The organism is Actinoplanes sp. NPDC021490 (genome assembly GCF_055562135.1).
The window spans coordinates 1-22,484 of the sequence record NZ_JBVHFW010000027.1 but is presented as its reverse complement, the minus strand read 5'-3'; the positions used below and the strand labels follow the sequence as shown (position 1 = coordinate 22,484).

18 protein-coding genes are annotated in these 22,484 nt (G+C 69.7%); 13 read left to right on the top strand and 5 right to left on the bottom strand.

Annotated features, from left to right (window positions below; all coding sequences use genetic code 11):
- The first annotated feature begins 414 nt into the window (after positions 1–414).
- Positions 415–612: a hypothetical protein gene (locus tag ACZ3I4_RS45460; RefSeq protein ID WP_465388393.1), complete on the top strand. Its 198-nt coding sequence runs from the start codon at positions 415–417 to the stop codon at positions 610–612.
- Between the two features lie 44 nt (positions 613–656).
- Here ACZ3I4_RS45460 and ACZ3I4_RS45455 read toward each other — a convergent pair whose 3' ends face one another.
- Positions 657–914 carry a hypothetical protein gene (locus ACZ3I4_RS45455; RefSeq protein WP_465388392.1) on the bottom strand — a complete coding sequence of 86 codons (258 nt, stop codon included), beginning with the start codon at positions 912–914 and terminating at the stop codon, positions 657–659.
- A gap of 62 nt (positions 915–976) precedes the next feature.
- Between ACZ3I4_RS45455 and ACZ3I4_RS45450 the strand changes: the two genes are divergently transcribed.
- Entirely contained in the window at positions 977–1,159 is a 183-nt protein-coding gene (locus ACZ3I4_RS45450) for a fascin domain-containing protein (RefSeq protein WP_465388391.1), read from the top strand.
- 317 nt (positions 1,160–1,476) lie between these two features.
- Positions 1,477–2,118, top strand: coding sequence for a DUF4360 domain-containing protein (locus ACZ3I4_RS45445; protein WP_465388390.1), 642 nt, complete (start codon positions 1,477–1,479; stop codon positions 2,116–2,118).
- A gap of 238 nt (positions 2,119–2,356) precedes the next feature.
- Here ACZ3I4_RS45445 and ACZ3I4_RS45440 read toward each other — a convergent pair whose 3' ends face one another.
- Entirely contained in the window at positions 2,357–2,995 is a 639-nt protein-coding gene (locus ACZ3I4_RS45440; RefSeq protein ID WP_465388389.1) for a DUF4360 domain-containing protein, read from the bottom strand.
- Between the two features lie 638 nt (positions 2,996–3,633).
- On the opposite strand from ACZ3I4_RS45440, the gene ACZ3I4_RS45435 reads away from it, so the two are divergent.
- From ACZ3I4_RS45435 to ACZ3I4_RS45425, 3 genes are read left to right on the top strand one after another with little or no spacing between them, the layout of a single operon-like run.
- Positions 3,634–4,746, top strand: coding sequence for a glycoside hydrolase family 43 protein (locus tag ACZ3I4_RS45435; protein WP_465388388.1), 1,113 nt, complete (start codon positions 3,634–3,636; stop codon positions 4,744–4,746).
- Positions 4,743–5,933, top strand: a complete 1,191-nt coding sequence (locus ACZ3I4_RS45430; protein WP_465388387.1) for a glycoside hydrolase family 88/105 protein — start codon at positions 4,743–4,745, stop codon at positions 5,931–5,933. Before ACZ3I4_RS45435 ends, ACZ3I4_RS45430 begins: the two co-directional genes overlap by 4 nt.
- 58 nt (positions 5,934–5,991) lie before the next feature.
- The gene (locus tag ACZ3I4_RS45425) at positions 5,992–8,988 is read left to right on the top strand and encodes a discoidin domain-containing protein (protein WP_465388386.1); all 2,997 of its coding nucleotides are present in this window, start codon (positions 5,992–5,994) and stop codon (positions 8,986–8,988) included.
- A 99-nt stretch (positions 8,989–9,087) separates the two neighbouring features.
- Here the strand turns inward: ACZ3I4_RS45425 and ACZ3I4_RS45420 are convergent, their stop codons facing one another.
- Positions 9,088–9,261, bottom strand: a complete 174-nt coding sequence (locus ACZ3I4_RS45420) for a hypothetical protein (protein ID WP_465388385.1) — start codon at positions 9,259–9,261, stop codon at positions 9,088–9,090.
- Positions 9,262–9,377: 116 nt separating this feature from the next.
- On the opposite strand from ACZ3I4_RS45420, the gene ACZ3I4_RS45415 reads away from it, so the two are divergent.
- From ACZ3I4_RS45415 to ACZ3I4_RS45395, 5 genes are all read left to right on the top strand, one after another.
- On the top strand, positions 9,378–9,527 hold the full coding sequence (locus ACZ3I4_RS45415) for a hypothetical protein (RefSeq protein ID WP_465388384.1): 150 nt from the start codon (positions 9,378–9,380) through the stop codon (positions 9,525–9,527).
- A gap of 897 nt (positions 9,528–10,424) precedes the next feature.
- Positions 10,425–12,068 carry a hypothetical protein gene (locus ACZ3I4_RS45410; protein ID WP_465388383.1) on the top strand — a complete coding sequence of 548 codons (1,644 nt, stop codon included), beginning with the start codon at positions 10,425–10,427 and terminating at the stop codon, positions 12,066–12,068.
- Positions 12,069–12,449: 381 nt separating this feature from the next.
- Positions 12,450–12,605: a hypothetical protein gene (locus ACZ3I4_RS45405; RefSeq protein ID WP_465388382.1), complete on the top strand. Its 156-nt coding sequence runs from the start codon at positions 12,450–12,452 to the stop codon at positions 12,603–12,605.
- Entirely contained in the window at positions 12,598–13,314 is a 717-nt protein-coding gene (locus ACZ3I4_RS45400) for a sigma-70 family RNA polymerase sigma factor (RefSeq protein WP_465388381.1), read from the top strand. Before ACZ3I4_RS45405 ends, ACZ3I4_RS45400 begins: the two co-directional genes overlap by 8 nt.
- Positions 13,311–13,862: a hypothetical protein gene (locus ACZ3I4_RS45395; protein WP_465388380.1), complete on the top strand. Its 552-nt coding sequence runs from the start codon at positions 13,311–13,313 to the stop codon at positions 13,860–13,862. Before ACZ3I4_RS45400 ends, ACZ3I4_RS45395 begins: the two co-directional genes overlap by 4 nt.
- Positions 13,863–14,074: 212 nt before the next feature.
- Here the strand turns inward: ACZ3I4_RS45395 and ACZ3I4_RS45390 are convergent, their stop codons facing one another.
- On the bottom strand, positions 14,075–14,989 hold the full coding sequence (locus tag ACZ3I4_RS45390; protein WP_465388379.1) for a DUF2637 domain-containing protein: 915 nt from the start codon (positions 14,987–14,989) through the stop codon (positions 14,075–14,077).
- Positions 14,986–17,670, bottom strand: coding sequence for a BTAD domain-containing putative transcriptional regulator (locus ACZ3I4_RS45385; RefSeq protein ID WP_465388378.1), 2,685 nt, complete (start codon positions 17,668–17,670; stop codon positions 14,986–14,988). Before ACZ3I4_RS45385 ends, ACZ3I4_RS45390 begins: the two co-directional genes overlap by 4 nt.
- Before the next feature lie 220 nt (positions 17,671–17,890).
- Between ACZ3I4_RS45385 and ACZ3I4_RS45380 the strand changes: the two genes are divergently transcribed.
- Both ACZ3I4_RS45380 and ACZ3I4_RS45375 read left to right on the top strand, forming a co-directional pair.
- A complete protein-coding gene (locus ACZ3I4_RS45380; RefSeq protein WP_465388377.1) occupies positions 17,891–19,861 on the top strand; it encodes an Hsp70 family protein in 1,971 nt (656 codons plus the stop codon).
- A 39-nt stretch (positions 19,862–19,900) separates the two neighbouring features.
- Positions 19,901–21,748, top strand: coding sequence for an AfsR/SARP family transcriptional regulator (locus ACZ3I4_RS45375; RefSeq protein ID WP_465388376.1), 1,848 nt, complete (start codon positions 19,901–19,903; stop codon positions 21,746–21,748).
- Positions 21,749–22,484 lie beyond the last annotated feature (736 nt).

Here is a 22,484-nt window from a genome sequence, read left to right as displayed (position 1 = left end):
CGCGTGGGGGGGGGGGGCCCCCCCCCCCGCCGCCGGGGGGGGCCCCCCCGGGGGGGGGCGCCCGGCGGGGCCCCCCCCCCCCCCCCCCCCCCCCCCGCGCAGCCCCAAGAATCCAGCAGCGCGGCCGAGCAGGCTGGCGAACTCGCGGATACGGCCTGTCAGGGCGGTCAAGTGAGGGCAGGCTTTGAGGAGATCGTCGAGATGGTCTCGGTGGTGAGCGGGCAGTTTCTCGGGGCGCCTCATGAGCCAGGCGACTAGCCGTCGCGGCGACGGCGGGATGCGTTCGCTATCGGCACGGCCCTGGTTGAGGTAGCGGACCAGCAGATTCGCGCTGCCGGTGTAGCCCTGCTCGCGGATCTCGGCCAGCATTAGTGTCACCGCCACGCCCGGTTCTTCGGCGCGGCGGCGGCGCAGGTGACCACGAAACGCATCGACCAGCGTTTCGCGGTAACGCGGCGGCCGCTGCAGATCCTCCGCGCGGGCGGCGCGGGCGTAACGTTTTACGGTGTTCAATGCCCAGCCGAGTCGGCGGGCGCATTCCATCAGGCCAACGCCTTGATCGAGCAAGGTGTGCACGGCGGCGTGCCGTTCGCGGGTTCGCGCGTCGAGTAGCCCTGAGGGAACCGAATCGAGCCGCCAGCAGCTGGAATGGGCGATCAGAGTCTTCTCGACGGCCTTGCCGAGATTGCCCACAGATGCCAGCGGTCGCTGACCTGCACCGCCTGCGGAGCACCGTCGCGAATCGCCTCGGCATAGGTTGCTGAGCCGTCCCGGCAGACCACCGGCGACGCCCCCGCCGCCGGCGGCCCGCGCTCGCGGGCCGACGGCCTGTTCGTCGGCGGTTCCCCGCTGACCGCCTCGCTGCCCTCGGCGTCGGAGAAGTTCACCATCGTCGACGCGGGCGCCGGTCTCATCACCCTCCGCTCCACCCGCACCGGCAAGTACGTCTGCGCCGACCCGACCGGGGCGGCCCCCATTGACCGCCGACCGCGACACCATCGGCGGCTGGGAGACCTTCACCCGCGTCCGCAACGCCGACGGCAGCGTCAGTTTCCGCAGCGAGGCCAGCGGCCGATATGTCTGCGCCGAAGACGCCGGAGCCGGCCCGCTGATCGCCAACCGCACCACGATCGGACCGTGGGAGTCGTTCGACGCCTGATCAACGCCCGGGGTAGTGAGCGAGACAAACGCGTCGCCGGCCCGGGTATGGACAACGCGGGGGCACCGGACGGAGAACCGGACGCCTGCATGATGCAGTTGCCTCGCCCCCTGACCAGTGAGGTGGGCCAAAAGGACCAAACGATGCTCGCCCACTCAGTCGGGGTGTGTTCCCACTGGTCACGCAAAGGTCTTCTGCATCGTTGATCCAGTGTCGCCAGGACATTTCGTAGCAGGTCATTAAAAGTACGACGGCCGCCTGGTATGTCTCCGCGCGACGAACACTTGGATCGGCTCACGTATTCGAAAGGTTTTACCGTGCTCAAAGCTCTTGCTGTCGGCGCCTCTCTGGCGGCCTCCCTCGTCGCGACCGGCTCGCCGGCCAATGCCGCCGGTGGCGCACCGCGGCCGAACGAAGAGATGGTCATCGGCGTCGTCGCCGCCAACGGCTCCGGATGTCCTTGGGGCAGCGCGCAGGTGACACCTTCTCCGGACAACAAGGCCTTCACCGTCACCTACAGCGAGTTCACCGCCCAGGTGGGCATGGGGGCGAAGCCGACGGACTTCCGGAAGAACTGCCAGCTCGCCCTGGACGTCCACGTCCCCCAGGGTTACACGTACGCGATCTCCAGCACCGACCACCGCGGCTTCGCCCAGCTGGAGCGCGGAGCGACCGCGTCCCAGACCGCCAACTACTACTTCCAGGGCGAACGACAGAGCACCCGGATCAGGCACGACTTCCGGGGCCCGTTCGACGGCAACTGGCAGCGGACCGACAGTGTCGGCATCAGCTCGCTGGCTTTCCTGCCGTGTGGTGAGCAGCGCTACCTCAACGTCAACACCGAGCTTCGCGTCAACGCCGGCTCGTCCAACACCAAGAAGACCACCAGCATGCTGACGATGGACTCGACCGACGGGCGCATCGACACCGTCTACCACGTCGCCTGGAAGAAGTGCTGACACTTCTCCACTGTGCCGGCCCGGGCTTGGCCCGGGCCGGCATGCTTGGCGGGTGTCTTCGTCAGCGTGCTCATCCGCGGCCCGGACCGGGCCCGGGCCCATGACGAAACACCAGGTCCCCGCAGTCCGGAGCTGTTGCCGGAGTGCAGGGACCTGGTGCTGGAGGTGACTGGCCCGGCGCCGGATCCGGAAGCGGATCAAGCCCCCGGCTCAAGTCGCGAGCCGGTCGGTGTGGTTGTCAGCACTTCTTCCAGGCGACGTGGTAGACGGTGTCGAGGCTGCCGTCGGTGGAGTCCATGGTGATCAGGCTGGTCGTCTTCTTCACCTTCGAGGAGCCACCGAAGACGCGCAGCTCGTTGTTGACATTGAGGTAGCGCTGGTCCCCGCAGGGACGGAAGGACAGAGCGCTGATCCCGACGGTCTTGCTCCGCAGCCAGTCCGCGTCAACCGGTCCGGAGAAGTTGTGCCGGCTCATCCCGGTACGCGACTCGCCCTGGAAGTACGTGAAGGCGGTCAGGGTCGCACGCGCGCCCCGCTGGAGACGGGCGAAACCGCGGTAGTCGATCCGCGAGACCGCATAGGTGTAGCCCTGCGGCACCCGCACATCGAGCGCCAACTGGCAGTTCTTCCGGAAGTCGATCGGCTTGGCCCCGACGCCCACCTGGGCGGTGAACTGACTGTACGTGACGGTGAACGCCTTACCGTCCCGCGACGGGGTGACCTGGGCGGTGCCCCGAGGACAACCGGAGCCGTTGGCCGCCACCACCTTGACGGTCATCTCGTTGCGTGGCGTCGGCGCGGAGGAGGCAGCTGCCGGTGCCGCGGTCGCGGCAAGCGAGGCGAGAAGCATGGTACCGGTGGCAAGAGCCTTCAACATGCTGGTCCTTTGCTGGTGGGAACTTCGGATCACGGCCACGTGGGCCGGCGAGCACCGATTTATCCGTGGCGTGCCTGAATCTACCTCTTAGTGCTTTTGTCCGGAAAGATCCATTAAGCCGAGATGGGCAGACATGAGTCGCACGTTGTGATGGCGGACCAGCCGGTGACTCATAGTCTTTTCAGTCAATCGCCGCTCACCACCGGCGCGCCGCCATGCCCCGGCAGCGCTCCCTCCGCCGCCGGCACCACGACGACCGGAGCCGCTTCAACCACCGGCCGGTCGTGCGTTCACCTTCGCGAGGCCTTTTCACCATGCCCTTTCGGGCACATCTCCATACCCACGCACATACTGATATCGGCGGCCACGGCCTGGCCTTTCCATCCTGCATGACGCTTGCTTCACCCCGCGCAGAATGATGATGGCCTGCGAATTCACGACCCACTGCGAGGCGGCCCTTGCGCGGCAACCGGCGGGCGCCTCATCACGGCATGCCCATTCCGTCCGGGAGCTAATAAAATTAGTAAAAGCAGCAATTGACATACGTCCATATTTATTGTCTTCTCGGAGTGCTTCATGCTGGCCCGCCGCGCCTGAGCGCTCGCCGCCCCACCCCCGACACCCCCGGAGTACAGCGCATGTCGCATACGCGCCGGATCGCCGGTACCGCCGCCCTCCTCCTCGCCCTCACCGCGGGCCTCCTCGAGGCCCTTGACTCCGCCGAGCACGCAGATGCCGGGACCGTTGCTCCGGCCGGCGCGCCGCCGGTCCCCTTTGGTCGCACCACGCTGGGCGGGGCCGACCCGAGTGTCATCCAGGTCGACGGCCGCTACGTCTCCGCCAAGGCCGCTGACGGCGGCATCGTCGTCCGCACCGCTTCGACGCTCGACGGCATCGCCACCGCGCCGAAGAAGAAGGTGTGGTCCGACACCGGGAATCTCGGCGAGGTGTGGGCGCCCGAGATCGTGCATTATCAGGGCAGGTATCGCATCTACTTCTCGGCCGGACGCAGTTCCGCGCACCGGATGTACCACATCAGCTCCGCCTCCCCCGATTCCGGTTACAGCGCGCATGTCAAAGTCGCCTTGCCGGCCGATCAATGGGCCATTGACGGCGCGCCCTTCACTTTTCAGGGTCAGCGCTGGTTCGTCTGGTCGGGCTGGTCCGGTGCCGCGAATGCCAACGAGCAGAACCTCTACATCGCGAAGATGAGCAGCGAGACCACGACCACCGGCGGGCGCTCCATCATTTCTCAGCCCCGCGAGTCGTGGGAGCGCACGGTCGGTAACCCGTTCATCAACGAGGCGCCGCAACCGGTGCTCGACCCGAACGGTCAGTTGCACGTCGTGTACTCGGCCAACGGCAGCTGGAGCAGCAAGTACTGCCTGGCCGATTTGCGACTGCGCGAGGGCGGCAACCCGGCGAACGTGTGGGACTGGTACAAGAGCAACGGCTGCCTGTTCGGCTCGCACGCCCCGAACATGATGACTGGCTGGACTCCGACGACCCAGGCGGACGGGCCCGGACAGAACACGTTCGTGCTGGACCGCGGCGACGTCGCCAAGAGCCCGCCGGCGGGCAACCGATTCCCGATCATGTACCACGCGGTCGCGAAGGGCACGCCGTACTCGTGGTCGGCGCGGTATTGGTACACCGGCACCGCCGTCTGGTGGAGCAAGACCACGTACCGCAGGGCCAACGTCCCCGGGCCCACCACCGACTCCGGCTACAGCCTGAAGTTCTTCGAATGAACCGGCCCCTGAGCAGCGACGCCATGCACCTGTCCCGACGGTCGCTACTGACCGGATCCGCCGCCGCGCTGGGGAGCGCGGCCGGGCTGTTCGGTGCCCTGAACGGGCCCGGCCCGGCCCGGGCCGCGGCGCTACCGGACGACGTGTCCCGGGCGATCGTGGATTCGACGATGGCGCGATTCACGCCGGCCACGTTCGGCGAGTGGAGTTACCACAAGGCCCTGTATCTCTACGGCCAATACCTCGTCTACCGGCGCACCGGCGAATCCGCCTACCTCGGTTTCATCAAGGCGTGGGTCGACCGGTTCGTCACCGACGCCGGCATCTCCAACACGTTCACCAGCCTCGACTCGATGCGGCCCGCGCACCTGCTTCCCCTTCTGTACGCCGAGACCGGACTGCGCAAATACCGGACCGCGGCCGATCAGCTGCGCCGCCGGTTCGACACATACCCGCGCACCACCGACGGCGCTCTGATCCACAACGTCAACATGCGCGGCGAGCTGTGGTGCGACGGGGTGTACATGGCCCTGCCCTTCCTCGCCTCCTACGGCCGAGCCTTCGGCGACGCCGAGTATTGCTACGACCAGGCCGGCCAGAACATGGCCGTGTACTTCAAGCATCTGAAGGCGGCCAACGGGCTGCTGTTCCACGCGTACGACCAGGACGGCTCGGCGCCGTGGGCGAAGAGCAACGGCGGCCGCTCGACAGTGCACTGGGGACGGGCCATCGGCTGGTTCGGCATGACCGCCGTCGACCTGCTCGAGACCTTGCCCGCCGGTCATGCCCGCCGGCCCGAGCTGATCGACATCGTCCGGCACCTGGCGGGCGGCTACCGCAAATACCAGGGCGCCTCCACCGGCATGTGGTATCAGGTCGTCAACAAGAGCACCGACGCCCGGAACTGGCGGGAGACGTCCTGCTCGGCGATGTTCACCTTCCTGCTGTCGCGGGGCGTTCAGCGAGGCTGGCTCGGCGAGGAATACCGGGCGGTCGCGACGAAGGGCTACAGCGGCGTGCTCAAGCAGCTCTCCGTCGGCTCCGACGGCCTGACCCGGATCGCCGACATCTGCGAGGGCACCAATGTCGGCGACGAGGACTACTACTTCAACCGGCTGCGCCGGGTCAACGACACTCACGGCCTCGGCGCATTTCTGATCATGAATGAGCAGTTACGCGGTCAGTAACGGCACACCGTGCACTGACAATTTCCCGCTCGAATCTGTCTTGGAGATGGTGCCGTTCATGCCCACGCGACGCGCCTTGCTGGCCACCTTCGGTGCCGCCGCCGGCGCCATGGCCCTGCCCCTCCCCGCGCCGGCCCAGGCCCCGGGCCCCGACCCGGTCGCCGACGAGTACCACCGTCTGCTGCTCATGCACACCCGCTGGGTGCAGCAGCAGTGGGACGCGACCATCGGCGCCTACCGGTCAGCCGATTTCCGGTTCGCCGCCGTGCTCGGCAATGCGGTGCTGCTCACCACGGATGGCTACGACGCGGCACTGGCCGGCGTCGACGCGGACACCCTGCGCCGGCGCACGCTGGCCACGATCACCCACTTCGCCGGCACCAACCGGCTGGCCGGCGGCGACGAGTGGGGCCGGCGCCTCTTCTGGGACTCCACGTTCGAGCTGTACTTCGTCCTCGCCGCCCGGCTGCTGTGGGCCGAGCTCAGTGCCACGACCCGGGCGAACGTCGACGCCATCGCGCGCGGCCAGGCCGCGTACGTCTATGGGCTGGGCACCGGCAACGACCCGCTGAGCGGCTCCTGGACGCCGAACGGCACCGCCGGCGGGTATCGCGGTGACACCAAGCTGGAGGAGATGGGCGTCTACGCCCAGGCCATCGCGCCCGGTCTGGCCTGGGCGCCGACCGGCGACGCAGAGGCGGCCCGCTGGCGGGAGCGGTTCGTGTTCTGGGCCGCCAACGCGAGCGGCCTGCCCGCCGCCGACCGGGCCAACCCCGCCGTCGTGGACGGCCGGCCGGTCAGCGCCTGGAACGTGGCCCACAATCTGCACGACACGTTCGTGGTCGAGAACCACGGCTCGGTCAACCCGCACTACCAGGCCGAGTTGTGGCGCACCGCCGGGCGGGCCGCCGCGCACTTCCTGGCGGCCGGCCGGGAGGTGCCGCAGGTGCTGACCCGCCAGCCCAACGGGCGCGAACTGTGGGCCACCCTGCGTCTGCTCAGCAGCGATGCCGGCGAGCCGGTGATGCCCATGGTCGCCGACCGCTATCACCTGTACGGACGCGACGTGCTGCCACTGGCCTTCCTGGCCCAGGTCCAGGGCGACACCCACGCCGCCCGCGCCGAGGCTGACCTGGCCGCCAGGCTCGCTCCCTACCTGCGGTACGCCCCGGAGTACCGGCTCACCAAGTTCAGCGGCGAGGAGAAGTACGAACCGGAGGCCCGCGCCGAACTCGCCATCGCCTACCTGTTCCACCGATGGCGGACCACCCCGGTGCAGCCGGTGTCCAGCGCCGAGTTCTTCGCCGCGGCCGCGGGCACCCGGTTTTTCGGTACGGCCGTCGGGCTGACCGCACAGCAGAGCAGAACCGGCTTCGCGGCCGCCGTCACCAAACCCGGCCAGGAACGCTTCCTCTGGCAGCCCGGACACGACAACTGGCTGATCGACACCCGGTCATCGGCGTTCCTGCCCGCCCAGACGACACCTCCCACACGGCAATGGACGGCCGCGTACACCGCCGCCCGCGACGGCGTTGATGCCACCGCCACCGTGCTGCAGACCGCCGCCGGATGGGCCGGCTTCGCCACGCTGCCCACCGGCACAGTCGTCTACGCCGGACCCGGCCCGTCGTCGCTGACACTGTTCAACCTGACCATGCCGGGCGTGCCGGGACTCGACGGCTCCCGCAGCTTCACCGGACCGGCCGGCCCGGTCACACCCCCGGCCGGGCTCGGCGACGGCGGCACCGACAAGATCACTTTCCTCGCCCGGGCCGCCCGGCACGTGCGGTTTCTCGGGCAGTCGGCCTCGGGCCAATACGGTTACTCGCTGTTCACGCTCGAGGCCTTCGACGCCGCCGGCACCGACCGGGCCCGGGGGCGCTCCGTCACCGCGTCATCGGCCGACGGGGCGTATCCCGCGGCGAACGCCGTGGACGGTAACGCGACCACTCGCTGGGCCGTCGCCAAGGAGGAGCGTGGCCGGGCCGACAGCTGGCTGGCCGTTGACCTGGGCGCCACCGTCCAGCTCACGGGGGTGACCCTGACCTGGGAAGAGGCGTACGCGACGGCGTACCTCATCCAGACCTCGGCCGACGGCACCAACTGGTCCACCGCCGTCGCCGCCCCGGCCACCGTCACGCTGGGCACCTGGGCCGGGATCGACGGCCGCGCCGGGCTGGTCGCGCACGGCGCCACCGGCCCGATCACGGCGTCGCCGACGCGCATCGGTATCCCCTCGGCCGCCCTCGTCGAGGGGTACACCGGCACGAGCACCGACCTGTCCGCCGCGGCAGCCCGGCGGCTACCGTCCGGCGGACCGGCCACGCTGCGACTGAGCGACGCCGATGGATACCTCACCCTGTTGAACCTCTCACCCACCGCCGTCAACGGCGCGAAGCTGACGCTGCCTCGCGGCGACCGGCTGTATCGGGGAGTGTCGGTCGTACGCGCCGACGGCGGGCTGGACCTGACCGCCTCGGTGCCGGCCGGCGGTGGTGCCGTCCGGCCGGCTCGATTCACCGTGACCGGCCGCGCGGCGACCGGCACTCGGTTCTCCGTCGCCGATTCCCATCACGTCACGGTCAGCGCTCCGTCCGGCGCCGCCGTCGACGTCGGCCTGTCCGCCGGCGCCTGGTCGGCGCGGGCGGAAGTGCCCGCCGGGGCAACCAGGAGCTTCACCGTGCCGGTCAGCGGACCGGTCACCCCCACCGCCGACCTGGCTCGCGGACGTGCCACCTTTCCCACCTCGCCCCTGCCCGCCGGAATGGGCGAACCGGCGCGGGCCGTCGACGGCAACCCCGGCACCGCGTGGCGCCCCGGCCCGGACGGCCGGATGGTCGTCGACCTGGGCGCGGAACGGGCCGTGACGGCCGTCTTCCTGACTTGGACCAGCGGGACCCGCCCGGCCGGCCGCATCGAGACGTCCACGGACGGCGCTACCTACACCCCGTTCGGGTCACCGGTGTCCGCCCGGTACGTGGCCGTGGCCGTGACCCAGTGGCGCACCGGCGACCCGGACCTGACCGAGCTGGCGGTGACCGGCGGGGCCGCTTGAGTCGCGGGGCCCAGCTTCGTCGCCGGGAAATCCTCAGCCCCGCCATGAGCCCGCAACCGTCGAGGACCGGCCGGTGACCGGGCGTCAGCACCCGCCGGATCAGTCGTTGTCGCGGGCGAGCAGGTCGTAGGTCAGTTCGGTGGTCCTCTCAGCCCGCGGCGGGGCCTGCGGCGCCTCGACGCCGCCGTACTGGGTGACAGTGATGATCAGCGGCGCCTCCGGCCGGCTGTCCGGGGCCTGGGAGGCGAGCGTGTCCGGTCGGTGCTGTCGCAAGTCGGACCGGTCACCGTGAACGGCACGAGCGACTACTTCCTCGCCCGCGTGCAGATCCGCGACATCGACACGTCCGGTTCCGAAGACTTCGAGGCAGCCGCCATCACCAGCCACCGATGGTGGACACTAACGAGTTGGCCGCGACAGATGACATGCTTCGGCCAGCAGAGCTTCCTCAACTGCTCACGCGCCTGCTCAGCGGCGATCTACCGGACCAGCCGATCATCATTTCCGGCTGGTCGGGCTATGTGCCGCTGCCGTACTAGTTGGGCAGTAGCGGGGTGCATGCCCGATGCGTGACCACATCCCGCTACCCGTGATGCCCGTCTACTGCTTCCGTCGCCCACGGAGCAATTCGCTCCGACGCGTACGGAACAACTCGGCAACAGCAGTGATGATTTGCGCTCGGTCTTTAGGCTCAGTGCCACGCAAGGCAACGGCAATCGCAATGATCTTCCCCGCAACGGGAAGACCGACGATTACTGCTAGTGGCCATGAGGCGTAGGACACGAGGGCATCGATCGCGATGCCCATAGGAAACTTCTCCTGACGGGGGTGCGGGTGACGGTCAGCGCCGCAGCATTACTGACGGAATCAGCTTCGTTGCTCCGTGTGAACAGTGTGGTCGAAAAGCCGATCACATATCCGCAGGTCAGTACCTCGATGTTGAGGCCTTGACGTGCAGGTGCGATGACGGCGCTCCGCCCACGAGCTCGGGTGGCACCCCCCCCGGAGATGTCGCACATGGTGACAAATCCGCGACGAAATAACCCGCGCTTGATAGCGAGAGTACCTGGCCGGCACGACGCGTTCCAGGTGACATTTCGCAGCGCTCGCGGCCATCAACTCGCGATCTCGCCCGCAGGACATAGGCGAAGGGCTGGCCACCCACACGGTGACCAGTCTTTCGAGGCGTGCGTCAGCCCAGGTCGGCGCTGGGGTAGAGCGGGAAGCCGACCAGCAGCTCGTGGGCGTGATTGTGGACGCGGTCGGCGACGGCGGGGCTGAGCTGGAGCTTAACCCTTGGGTCCTGTGCCGATGCAGGCCCTCCGGAGCAACTCAACGGCAGGTAGAGGCACTTCGTGCCGGTGGCCGGCTGACGCCGGCCAGCAACGATGCGCTAATCGCTGCGATTATTCGCAACCGCTATGCAGCGTCGTGTCATGTCGACACGGTTGAATGCCCGCTTGTCCTGCACGACCACATTGACGGGGCCGACGATGAGCGATGACCAGCAGCGGATGCCGCCCGAGCGCAACATCGGGCCGCGTGCGGCGCATCCGCCGCCCACCATCGCACGACCATCACCGGGAGACGGTCCAGCCGTGCACCTGCGCGCCCCGGCGCTCGGCCCGGCGAAACCGACCCTGCGGACGCCGACCGCGGGCCGGCGATTCAGCGGGTGGCCATCGGCGTTGCGGCGACGGTGGCTGGTGCCGGCTGCCATCACCGTGGTTGTCATGGTCCTTGGTGGCGTCGGCATCTTCCGGGCCGATGGTGATCAGGGTCCTGCACCGGCCGCGCTCGGCACCCCGGCAGCCGCCGTACCCACGCGCCGGCATTGGCCGGAGCGGGACGACCGGCTGATCAAGGAGATTGCCCAGCGCCGATCGGCGGCGCTACGCGCTGGCGATCTGAGGGCTTGGTTGGCCGATATCTCCCCTACCGCTGTTCACGCCCTCGCTCAGGAACGGATGCGGTTTGCGAACCTGCGACAGTTGCGCCTGACGTATTTCAATCTGCTCCCCCACGACTCCAGCATTGGTTGGTTCGACGACAACGACGAGAACACCATGCGGGTGGCCGTCTACGAGATCATGCAGTTGCCGGCCGACGTCAGAACCTCCGCCTCGCACGCCAACTGGTCGATCACCGTCATCAACGGCCGGGCACAGCTCACCGACATCAGCGTGCAAACCGACCAGACCTATGTCAGCGGCGCGCCATGGGACGACGTGCCGCTGCGCTCAGCGCACGGTTCCGGGGTCACTGTCTACTCTGCGGTCGGCAGCCGCTGGGATCCGAAGACGTATCTGCCCGCGGCACAGCGCGCCGCCCGGCTAATCCGCGCGCTCTGGCGTAAGCGCCTCGCGGTGCCCGGCTTCGTGGTCTTCCTCGCCGGCACTGGGCAGTACAACTCGTGGTACGACAACGGCGCCGACCCCGACGGCTCGATCGGATTCACCAGTTTCGCGCCGCGGATCACCACCGACGGGCGGCAGTTGTTCGCCAAGCCCAACCCGACCGCCCTGCACCAGCCGAACGAGCCGTCCTGGATCGAACGCTCCGCCGGGTCGCGCATCGTCCTCAGTATGGGTCGGCTCCACACCACCTCTCAGGTCGAGTCCACCCTCGTGCATGAATTCGCGCACGGCATCGCCCCGCATCTGGTTGAGGTCAAGCGTTTTGACTTCGGGCCGCAGGGCACCACCAGCCAGGCGATCTGGCCCATCGAAGGCTTCGCCCGCTGGGCCGAGTTCCTCGACCGACCCGGCGCGAGCGCTGCGGCCATGCGCGCCGTCCGTGCCGGCAGAGCGCGCTACAAGCCGGTCACGCCGTTCCCTGCCAGCGAGGATTTCTACGCCGCCGACCCGCGCCGGCGCAGTTTCCACTACAACCTCAGCTCGTCGCTGTTCTTGGCCGCCGAGCAGACTGGGAACCGGCAGAAGGCCGTCGACCTGTATGTCTGCCTGACCAATAGCCGGGACTTCTTGTCCGCGGACGAACTGTTCATCAACGTCTGCGTCAAGGGTGTCGGGCTCGGCCCCGTGCGCTTCTGGTCGCAGCAACACCGCCTCACCCGATGAGCGCACGGACGCCGGTCTGACAAGTCGATCAGCTCGCAGGCCGGATCGGCCACTGCCGGGTCGCGCCGAACCGAGAAGGCGCTTCGCATGCCGCCACAGCGATGGTTGGGCGGGTATGGCCGGCTCGCGGGTGTGGTGCGGCTGTTCTGAACCCGGACCCATTCTCGGCCACACGAGAGAAGGGGTCCGCCGCTGACCAGCGCAGACGTATGGGATGACGACACATCGAAGGGATTCACCCGATCGGGGACTCACGGAACAGGCTGCTCCCGGCCCTGTATAGGCGGATCATCGATCAGCCCGACGAGGGGAACCGGCATGCATCTGCGCCTCAGACAGTCCAGACCCGTACGCCCACAGCCACGACCACGGCCTTTGTCGGTGCCGGCCGCCACGGCCGCGTCGCAACTGGTTCTTGTCGAGGGTGTCTGCGCCGCCGTGGTGGGCGCGTTCCTGATGACGCAATCGGTGGTAGTGACCGTCGCGGTTGCCACGACCGCCGTGACCTGCCTGGCTGTGGTGCGTACTGATGACTGACGGCCACGTCACCCACGACAACGACCCGGCCCGTCCTGGCCTGACCCCGGTGTCCCGCGGACGGCACGACGTCACGGACGCCGCTACGACACCGGATACAGCGCCGGCGCCCGGTTCGTCGCCGAGGGACCCCAACCCGCAGCGGCAGGGCTACGTGGTGTCGGCGCGGGCAGCGGACTCCTTCCGGTCGGAAGCAACGTTCGAACTCTTCTTCCGCGAGTGCTACACCACACTGATCAAACAAGCGCGGTACGCGGGCGCCGACGAGCATGAGGCTGAAGACGCCGCCGCCGCAACCATGGCCGACGTCTACGCCCACTGGCGCCGCTTGGACGACCCTCGAGCCTGGGCCCGCCGGGCCGTCGTGCGGTTCTACGTCAAGGCCAAGGTCAACGGTCTCAGCAGGATCCGTGCCCGGATGATCCGTCACCGTCTCGAGGTCTCCGACGGACCCGATCCTCACCTGACCTCCTGGGAGGAATGGCAGTGGATCCGGCAGATGCTGCTCGACGTCTTGTCCGCCGAGCAACGCGAGGTGATGACCTGGGTCCTCGACGGCTACACACCGACCGAGATCGCCCATCAGATCGGATCTACTCCGGAAGCCGTCCGGAAACGGCTCAGCCTGGCTCGGCAGTCGTTGCTGCGGACATGGGCCCAGGGCCGCGCAGGCGGTGCCACACCGGATCGGTCGAAGGCCGAGCTATGACCAACGACCACCACGTCGACAACGATGACGCGACAATCGACGACATCGACGATGCTGCCGCATCCATCAGCGATGGCCACATCACAGATCGTCTTCATGACCTGCTGGCCGAGTCGTTCGCCAGCCAGTTGCAGTGGCTGGAGAACCGCCTGAGCCCGGCACGCGTTGACCGCCTGCCGCGCAATCCGGACACGGACGCCGCCGAAGAGCTCACCCTGGAATTGCACAATACTCGCCAGCAGCTACGCGCCACGCAGTCACAACTACTTGCTGCCCGGCAGCGATGTGAGGACCTCGAACGGCGGCTGGCGTTGACACAACGGCGGCTGGCGCAGGCTCGCGAGGAGCTGGCCGGCCGATCGCCGGAACGCGCCGCTCAGCTCGACGTCGTCACCGCACACGGCCAGGCCGTCCTCGAGCAGGCCGAGACGATCGCCCACCGCATCATCGCCACTGCCCGGGCGGAGGCCGACGAGATCACCAACCGTGCAAGGTTCCGCGCTGACTGCAACATCGAGGTGGTCTCGGCGCACGGACCCAGGCCATGACAGCGCACTCGATCGCATTTATCGTGTCCCACACCAGCTGGGACGTCAGTGCCGGCGACTGACCCTTGTGATCTCCACGGTCAGCCCGGCGTCCTGACCCACCTGGGCGGCGCCGGTCAAAGCGTGCTGGTCGGCCGCGGTCAGCCCGGTGGCCGCGGCGGCGAAACAACAACCGGCCCAGCCGGTAGAGATCGCGCGCCATCCACATCAGCTCAAGACAACCTGACCGATACCGGGCGACCGTGCAGTGGCCTACCGGCGGTCTGCTCGCCGCCGGCGGCTACGGCCGCGTGTTGGGCAGCGCTCTCGTGTGCTGTCCGGTAGCGGCGAGCGGCGCGGCGGCCCACGCCGGTGCTGTCGTCGCTGCGGCCGGCGGCTCGGGCCAGGTCCGCGCCCGAGAGCATCCGTCCGGTAGCTGTGGCCTCACGCCACGCCTCGTACATGGCTTTGTCCGCATCACTGGTGGGCAGATAGGCCACCTGGTCGTCGCGAGGGCCGCGCATGGGCTGGGCACGGTGACGCACGGACGCCCGCCGGCGCGGGGAAGGGCCTGCCGAGGCGGCGTCGGCGTCCGGGCTGGCCTCACCGGCGGGCGACACGTCTGCCGGTCCGGGCGGCGGATCCGGGTCGCGTACCGGCGGACAGGACAAGGAAAAACTGCTCGCCGCCGGTGCGGCCGGCAGACGAGGCGAGCCGGCGTCAGTGGCGCTCGAAGCTCGGGCGGGCTCGTCGGCGTCCGTCTGGATGCGGGCGCTGATTTCGACGAGGCAGATGCTTGCCACGACGATGAGGCCGTCGACAGATAGGGGCAGCAGGTACGGCGATGCACCGGTTTCGCCGTAGCGGGCGGCGACGCCGGCCATGTGCCAGTACGACACCCAGCCGGCGATCCCGGAGATGACCGTGGTGGCGGCGACTCTGACGACAGCCAGGCCACGGCTGGCGACGGGGATGCGGGAGATCAGTTCGACGGTGAGCAGCAGCGCCACGGGCGGCCAGCCGGCGATGGTCTGGCTGATTGGGTCGGGCCGGGCGTGCAGGACGTTGGCGGCGATGGAAACGGTCACGCCGAGGCCGAGGGTGGCGCGGACCGCCCAGCGCAGCTGCTGGAGCTGGCGGGTGCTCACGGTTCGTCCGGCCTTGACGGCGTGGTGCCGGCCGAGCTGCTGCGCGGCGGTTCGGCACGGGACTGGCGTTCTGGGGTCGGCGGGGCGGGGTCGAGCAGGTCGGTGAGGGCAACGGTGGCGGACGAGGGCTGCTCGTCGATGTCGTGCAGGGCCTCATGCAGCCGGTGCAGGACAATCCGGGCGGCGGTGTCGCGTCCAGCGGTGTGCAGGGCACGGACGGCGTGTTGGGCAAGGTTTTCATCGGCCGGGTCGAGGCTGGCCGCTTCGGCGAGCAGTTCGGCGGCGCGGGCCTGGTCGTGTCCGGTGATGAGTGCGGCCAGGGCGCGGCGGGCGGTGACGGCTTGGCGGCGGGTGTGTTCGCGGTGCGGGCCGATCCAGTCGTAGTCGCAGCCGTCGGCCAGCGGTGCGAGGCCGGCGTCGACGGCGGCCTGCAGCAGGACGGCCCGCTGCTGCGGGTTGGCGGTTCTGGCGTGCTGCAGGTTGTCGAGCAGCCGCCACAGGTCGATGTCGACGACGCCGGCATCCAGGTGGTAGCGGCCGCCGGTGTTGACGACGGGCTGGATGCTGCTGTCGGCGGCGGCTTGGCGGATGCGGCGGCGCAGGTCGGCGACTTCGGTGGACAGGCGCTGTGCGGCGCGGCGCATGGTGGCGTGGGGCCAGAACGCTTCCATGATGTCGGGCAGGTCGGCGCCGCCGCGGTGCACAGCCAGGTAGACCAGCAGCTCGCGGGCGTGGAAGCGCAGCCCGGTGAAGGTGTCGCCGTCTCGGCTGGTGAGGGCGGGTGTGCCGAGCAGCCGGACCGGCACGAGAGGTCGAGCCGCCGGGGGTCCGACCGGTGCTGTGCCGGGGCGGACGGGTTCGGCGGTTGCGCTGGTGGACGGGCCGGGCAGGGGCGGGGTGGCGGGATCGGCGGGCTGGTCGGCGTTGTCGCCCTCGGCGGTGTCCGCCAGTTCGGGTACAGCAGAGGGTCGCCCGGCGTGTGCCTGCTGTACCAGGGCCAGCAGCTGGGCGGTTGTGCCGATGTCGAGCACGGCGAGGCGTCCGTGCTCGGTGATGCCGTCGGCGTCGACGGCCAGAGAGGTGCCGCGCGGCCAGTCGCCCAGCAGCAGCGCGCTGAGCTGTACGCCTTCGCCGAGCAGCAGGGTGTGGGTGAGCCGGGCGTGCAGGTGATCGGGTGGGGTGTGGGTGAGCAGCAGGACCGGGGGCATGGGCGGATGGGCGGGGTCGTTGTCGCGCAGGGCGGTGAAGTCGGCGGCGCCGTAGTCGTCGAGCACGCGGCGCCGTTCGATGAGCAGCGAGTCGAGGCGGTCCAGGGCGTCGAGCAGGTCGGTGGCGACGGTGAGCCCGGCCATGGGGACCAGGCGCCCGCTGTGCTCGCCCAGCAGGGCGGCGAGGGTGTCGCCGGTGATGATGACGTGTTCGCGGTGGTCGGGCTCGGTGTCGCTGCCCGACGACAGCGAGGCGGTAAGGATGGCGCGGGCGGCCGCGTGGGCGCCGGGTCCGGTCAGTGCCTGCCCGCGGCGGGCGGCCGGACCGGCCATGCCGGCCAGACGGGGCCCGATCGGGGCAACGGGGGCGGGCGAGGGTACTGCGGCCGGGTCGCGCTGGTACTCGGCCGTTGTCGGCTGCGCCGGCACGACGACGGGTTCAGCGGTGTGGCGGTGGCGCAGGCGCTGCTTCATCGTGGCGATGACCGGTGGCAGCGGCTCGGGTTCGGGTTCGCGGGCCGTGCCGGGGGCGCTCGCCCATGCACTGCGGCGCCGCCATACGAGGGCGGCCGCGGTGGCGGCGAGCGCGGTGGCTACGGGAACCGTGACCCAGCCGCCGGGCAGTGGCACACCGTCGTGGTCGCTGGTCCGGTCGTCGATGGTGTGGTCGGCGCCGGCGTGCGGTGTGGCGGTGTTGTGCGGGGTTGCGGTGGCGGCCGGGCCGGGCGTCGAGGGTGCCGGGCCGGTATGGCGTGGTGGCGGCGCCGGTCGTTCGCGGGGCGGGCCGGGCCGCGGACCGGGGTGGGTGACGGCGCGGGTGGGCAGGGTGAGGCGCCATCCGGGGTAGATGACGTCGGGGTCGGTGAGGGTTCCGCCGACGCCCGGGAAGTGGCGGTCGCGGTTGAGGGCGAAGATGTCGGGCCAGCGGCCGGCGTCGCCGAGTTGCTGCTGGGCGATGGCGGACAGGGTGTCGCCGCGGCGGACCGTCACGGTGGTGCGCTGTGCCGTTTCCCCGATGGCGGCTGTAGTTCGGGTGGCACCGGTGGGTGGCTGCTGCCCGGCCGGCACGGGGCTGTCGGCGGCGCTGGTGGTGGTGGCCGGTGCCGCGTGGGCCGCGGCAGCGGAGGCGGCAGCGGTGACGGTCGCCGCGCCGATGAGGGTGGCAGCGAGGCCCTGCAGCGGTGTCGGCAGGCGTGCCACGAGCCGGGTCCACGGTCGTCGGCGCAGCCGCGCCACCGCGATGGCTGCCACGGTCACGGTGGCGGCCGCCCACATCAGCCAGGCGGCGGTGCGGGCGGTCCCGGCGGCGTAGCCGGGATCGAACGGGGCGTCCAGCCACTGTTGCACGTCGGTCCCGGTGGGCGCCCGGCGCGGAATGGGGCTGCCCGCGACGGTGTGCAGCAGCATCGGCAGGACACCGAGCAGCGTGACGGTGAGCAGGACGGCGCGGGCTACGCGCTGGAACCGGATCATCGGGGCAGCCTCCATTCGCAGTCGGAGAACAGGTGAGGAGTGGACTGTCGCGGCCGGCGCGTCGGGTGGTGTGCCGCAGCCGCGGTCGCATCTCGGCAGTCCTGACGGTAGGCATCAGCAGGCGCACGGAACTGCTGACAACCGCTCACAGACGCTGACAGATCCTCACAACGGCAGGTCAACGGCTCGGCCGTTCCGTTGGCGTCGCCCATCTGGCAGCGTGCACGCCGCACGGGTCCCAGCCGCGAGCGGCGGCGCGAGGCAGGTATCGCCGCCGCCGGGCTGGCGCAAGCGCCGAGATTTGCTCGCAGGTGCGATGGTGTCCGCGGCATCGTTGGCTGCTTCACTGTCCGCCGTGGAGGGTTGGCTCACGATCAGTTACGGCGCGGCGTACACCCGCGCGGTGTTGTCGTGGCCGGACGGTTCCTGGACGACACTGATGTTCGAGGGTGCGGCAGAGCTGTCGAGCGCCGTGCATGCCGGCCCGGCCGGTGTGCTGGTCGGGGCGGCGGCCTGGCAGCAGGCCGAGATTGACCCTGACGGCTTTGTGCCCAGCCCGCTGCGCGCGGGCAACACGGCGGTTCATGCCGGTCGGGCACCGATCGAGGTGCAGGAGCTGGTCGCGGCGACCTTGCGTCACGTCGGCCAGACCGCCGCTACCGTGGCGGGCGACCAGCCCGACCAGGTACGCCTGGTTGTGCCGGCCGGATGGGGGCCACGCCGCCGCACGTGGCTGCGGCAGGCCGCCGCAGCCGCGGGCCTGCCGGTGACCGAGATCGTCGCCGCACCGGTTGCCGCCGCGAACAGCATGACCAGGTCCACGACGGCGCCGGGCGAGCTGGTTCTGGTCATCGATGTCGGCGCCGGATGCGAAGTCACTGTCCTGCAACGTGACGCCGTCGGCTACGAAACCCTGTCGATTCTGGCAGACGAGACTGTGGGCGGCGACCGGATAGATGCCGCGCTGCTCGCCGCGATCACCGGCGGCAGCCCCGACCGGCTGCCCGCGGGTCAGGGCTGGGCGGCGCTGGCCGCGGCGCGCACCGCCAAGCACACCCTCGAGCACTATCCGAATGTGGCGGTGCCGATGCCGGGCGGCCAGCCGCCGGCGATCGTGACCGCCGCCCTGCTGCAGCAGGCCGTCCAGCCGGTCGCGGAGCAGGTCGCCGTGCTGGCCGGCGACGCCCTGGCCAACGCCGAGCTGAGCCTGAGCCGGGTGCAGGACGTCTACGCCATCGGCGGGGCCGCCACCCCGGTACTAGCCGATCTGATCGCCGAGAAGCTGGGCGCCATGCCGGAGATCCTTGCGCCGCCGGCCACGACCGCCCTGTTCGGTGCAGCCGGCACCAGACGCCAGCCACCAGCAGCCCGGACCGGCCCGCGGACCGGGTTGCCGCCGCTGCGACGGCTGGTCAGCCTCGCGCTGCCTGCGGTGGCGTCGCTGCTGCTGTTCGCCCACTTTGTTTTCGCCGCGACCTTCTACAACGGGAAACCGCGCGATCGTGGCCCCTACTTCTATGTGCTGGCCAGCTGGGGTGAGCTCACCGTGGCTGCCGCCTTCGCGGTGATCACCTTTTTGCAGGCCGGCCCTCTGCTCGGCGTCCTGCGCGACCAGCAGGGATCGCCGCAGCCGGGCGGCGGGCGGATCACCGCCGGGCTGGGCGCGGCCATCACCGCCGGCGCAGCGGGTGCCAGCATGTATGCGGTGGTGGCTGCGGTCTACCTGGATCAGCCGATCGCTGGGCTGCTGCGCTGGGCGCTGCTGCCGGTGCTGCCGGCCCTGGCTGCCGCTGCGGTGCTGCTCGGTGCTGCCTGGCAAGCGGGCCCAGCCCCGGACGGCGGCTGGGATGCGTTGCTGACGTTCCCGCCCAGCTCCGTGCTGACCGGTGGCGCCGGAATCGCCGGCCTGGCCCTGTATTGGAACGGCGGGCTGCCCACGTGGCTCAACGGCTGGGGTGATGTGCTCGGCACGGCTGGCGCCGGCCTGGTGGGTGTCGCCGTCGCATGCGCATTGGTCAGGCACGGTGGAGCCCGCATCGGCCTGACGCTCGTGCTCGGCTTTTTCCTGCTGCTCGTGTCGCGCGCCGGACCCGGCATTCCTGCTGTCATCTACGCCCTGGCGGTAGGCGCATGGTGGGCGCGCCGGGCCTGGATGGTGCTGCGGTTGCCGGCTGCCGCCCCGGCCGGCTGACGCCGGGTTCACAGAACCAGGTGGTCACAGGTGCGGTGGATGAACAGGCTCGCGGGCATGCTGGTCATACTTGCTGTCACCGCCGGGCCGCCCGCCGCGGCCCTCTGGTGGCTCCTGCAGCACCGATGGGGACCCCACGACCTGGCGGAACTGCGGCAGTGGTGGGAGCAGCCGCTGACACCCGCCACCACCGTCGCCGCTGTCGCGGTCATTGCTGTGGCGGGCTGGCTCGCGCTCACAGTCGTTGTGCTACGGCACGTGGCCCGGCGCGCGCGGGCACGCTGGCGGCGGCTACGGCAGCTGCCGATGCCCAGCCCGGCGCAGGTCACCGCAACCTCGATGGCCGGCGTCGCCGCGTTTACCGTGCCGTCCCCGGACCCCAGCGTGGCCGACATCGTTCCGGTGGCCGGCGCCGATCACCGGCCCGACACTGCAGCCAGCGACCCGGCGCTGCCCGCAGCAAGCCAGGCGGACGAGGTCGCCGGCATCGCGTTACCTGGCGGCGGCTGGATCCCGTGGCGGACCGCCCTGGCCATCGCGGCGATCGCCGGCGCCGTGTGGCTGCACCGGCAGCGCACCTACCAGCCCGGCCCGCCGCGGCCCGGCACGCACCTGGACGACCCGGACCTGTGGCCGCTGCCGGCCACCGCCCAAGCCGTCATCGCTGCCCTCCCCGACGGCCCGACCCTACCGGAGCAAGCCACCCTGCCCTTGCTCGACGACCTCCCCGCAACCATCCACCTCGCCGGGCCGGGCGCGGCCGCTGCCGCCCGTGGGCTTCTCGTCACTGCCGCCCTGCAAGGCGCCATCGGCCAGCCGATGGCCCGCACGCTTGTCATCAGCCCCGGCGATCTGCGCCTGCTTCTGCCGGGTACCAGCCCGGAGGCCATGACAGCGCTCGGCATCCACGTCGCCAATCCCGCCATCACCACGGCTGCCGCTAGCAGCCCGCATTACCATCCCGACCTGGAACCGACCACGATCCTGGTCCTAGGTGAAACGTCCGGTGAGCATCGGTGGCATGTTGAGGGTGACGGCTCGACCACTACCGGAAACGGGCGGCGACGACTGAGCCTTCTCGAGCAGTCCCCCGCCACCGACCTGCTGGCCCTGCTTCAGCTGACTCGCTCCGGCAAACCCGGCGCGGCTGCTACCGTCCCGGCTCCACTTCGACCGGCCCGCCGCCCGGAGCCGATGCGCACCCCCGGGTATCTGGGGTTACTCGGTGGAATAGAACTGAGCGCAGGCGGTCAGGTAGTGCACCTGCGCCGGAGCGCCGGCCGGCAGGTTCTCGTCTATCTGGCCCTGCACCCGCAGGGTGCCACCAGCACCGAACTCATCCACGCCATCTGGCCTGGGCTTGCCGCAGAGGCGATCAGCGGCAGGCTTTACACAACGCTCAGCGATCTGCGACGCCAACTGCAGCCGTTACTGGGCACCGACCCGATCGTGCGCCATGACGAGCATTACCGACTGAACCCGCAAGCTGTCAGCGACGACTTGGGGGTGCTGCGCACCGCCGTCAACGCCGCATCCCACGCCTACGGCGACCAGGTAGCAATCGTAACGGGGGAGCTGACGGCTGCCTACCCGGGTGAGCTCGCTGCCGGCTACCAGTGGCCGTGGTTGGCCCCGCACCGCGAGGCGCTGCGGCGCGACGTCATCGACGCCTACGTGCGGCTGGCCGCAACCGCCAACCCGGACGAGGCCACCGCGATATTGTCGGCAGCCGCCACAGCCGACCCCGACAACACGTATCTGCGGCACCGCGCCGGCACCAATGAACCGGCAGGCGCCGATACGCATCGCAGCGGCCGGAAACCTGTACTCGGCTCCAACGTGCAGACGGAGTCCTCGGGACGCGCAAATTTTAACCGGCCTGCTTGATGTTGCGTATGTCAACCATGCCGCTGCCGACACCGGACGTGTGCCGGCTCAACGTCATCGACGTCATATCATTGGAGGGCGAGCCGCACTCCTGCCCCCGGCACAGCGCAGCTTCGGATCCTGCAGCGCCCAGCTCTGCCAATGGCCGAGTGCGCTTCCCAGCTGAGAAGCGCACTCGGTGTTGCATAACCGCAGGTCAGCTGAACCATCTATCTGACTGCCTTCGGATCGCAATTCCCAGAGCGCCCTTGGCCTTCTGCTCCCATTTTGCTCCCCGCCGTAAGGTCCTTCGCACGTCTCATTCCTTACAGGATCGACGCCTAAAACCGTCAGACCTGCCATGACACAGCATCGGTCAACGCACAAGCAGGCCAGTTGACCTCTTCCGTGTCAAACAACGGTCCGCACGTCCCTGACCAGCGACTCTACGTTTGACCTGCAACGCAGCGATGCCGTTGACCGCCGTTGAAGCTCGTTCAGCGCCGTTCGATGCAGTTCAGAACACACCGCTGCTCCCATTCTGCTCCCACCCCGGCTTCCCCGGCTGACGTCGGATCGGTGCCGGCAAACACCGGCGCGAAAGCAGAGGGATCCACCGCTGGCCGCGCGCATCGCGGCATTATGCAGGTAATCTTTGTCAAGGGGGTCCGTAACGCGAACGGTGTTTCTGGCGTTCGGTCAGTAGTTCTCGGCGGCCGGCCAGCGGTCACCGAAAGTGATGGCGAAGGCGTTCAAT

Bases quoted from the DNA above. Each gene is read 5' to 3' on its own strand.
- ACZ3I4_RS45375 (WP_465388376.1), top strand. From the start codon at position 19,901: ATGAACAGGCTCGCGGGCATGCTGGTCATACTTGCTGTCACCGCCGGG.
- ACZ3I4_RS45385 (WP_465388378.1), bottom strand. From the start codon at position 17,670: ATGATCCGGTTCCAGCGCGTAGCCCGCGCCGTCCTGCTCACCGTCACG.
- ACZ3I4_RS45455 (WP_465388392.1), bottom strand. From the start codon at position 914: ATGAGACCGGCGCCCGCGTCGACGATGGTGAACTTCTCCGACGCCGAG.
- ACZ3I4_RS45425 (WP_465388386.1), top strand. From the start codon at position 5,992: ATGCCCACGCGACGCGCCTTGCTGGCCACCTTCGGTGCCGCCGCCGGC.
- ACZ3I4_RS45410 (WP_465388383.1), top strand. From the start codon at position 10,425: ATGTCGACACGGTTGAATGCCCGCTTGTCCTGCACGACCACATTGACG.
- ACZ3I4_RS45430 (WP_465388387.1), top strand. From the start codon at position 4,743: ATGAACCGGCCCCTGAGCAGCGACGCCATGCACCTGTCCCGACGGTCG.
- ACZ3I4_RS45395 (WP_465388380.1), top strand. From the start codon at position 13,311: ATGACCAACGACCACCACGTCGACAACGATGACGCGACAATCGACGAC.
- ACZ3I4_RS45400 (WP_465388381.1), top strand. From the start codon at position 12,598: ATGACTGACGGCCACGTCACCCACGACAACGACCCGGCCCGTCCTGGC.
- ACZ3I4_RS45415 (WP_465388384.1), top strand. From the start codon at position 9,378: ATGGTGGACACTAACGAGTTGGCCGCGACAGATGACATGCTTCGGCCA.
- ACZ3I4_RS45440 (WP_465388389.1), bottom strand. From the start codon at position 2,995: ATGTTGAAGGCTCTTGCCACCGGTACCATGCTTCTCGCCTCGCTTGCC.
- ACZ3I4_RS45435 (WP_465388388.1), top strand. From the start codon at position 3,634: ATGTCGCATACGCGCCGGATCGCCGGTACCGCCGCCCTCCTCCTCGCC.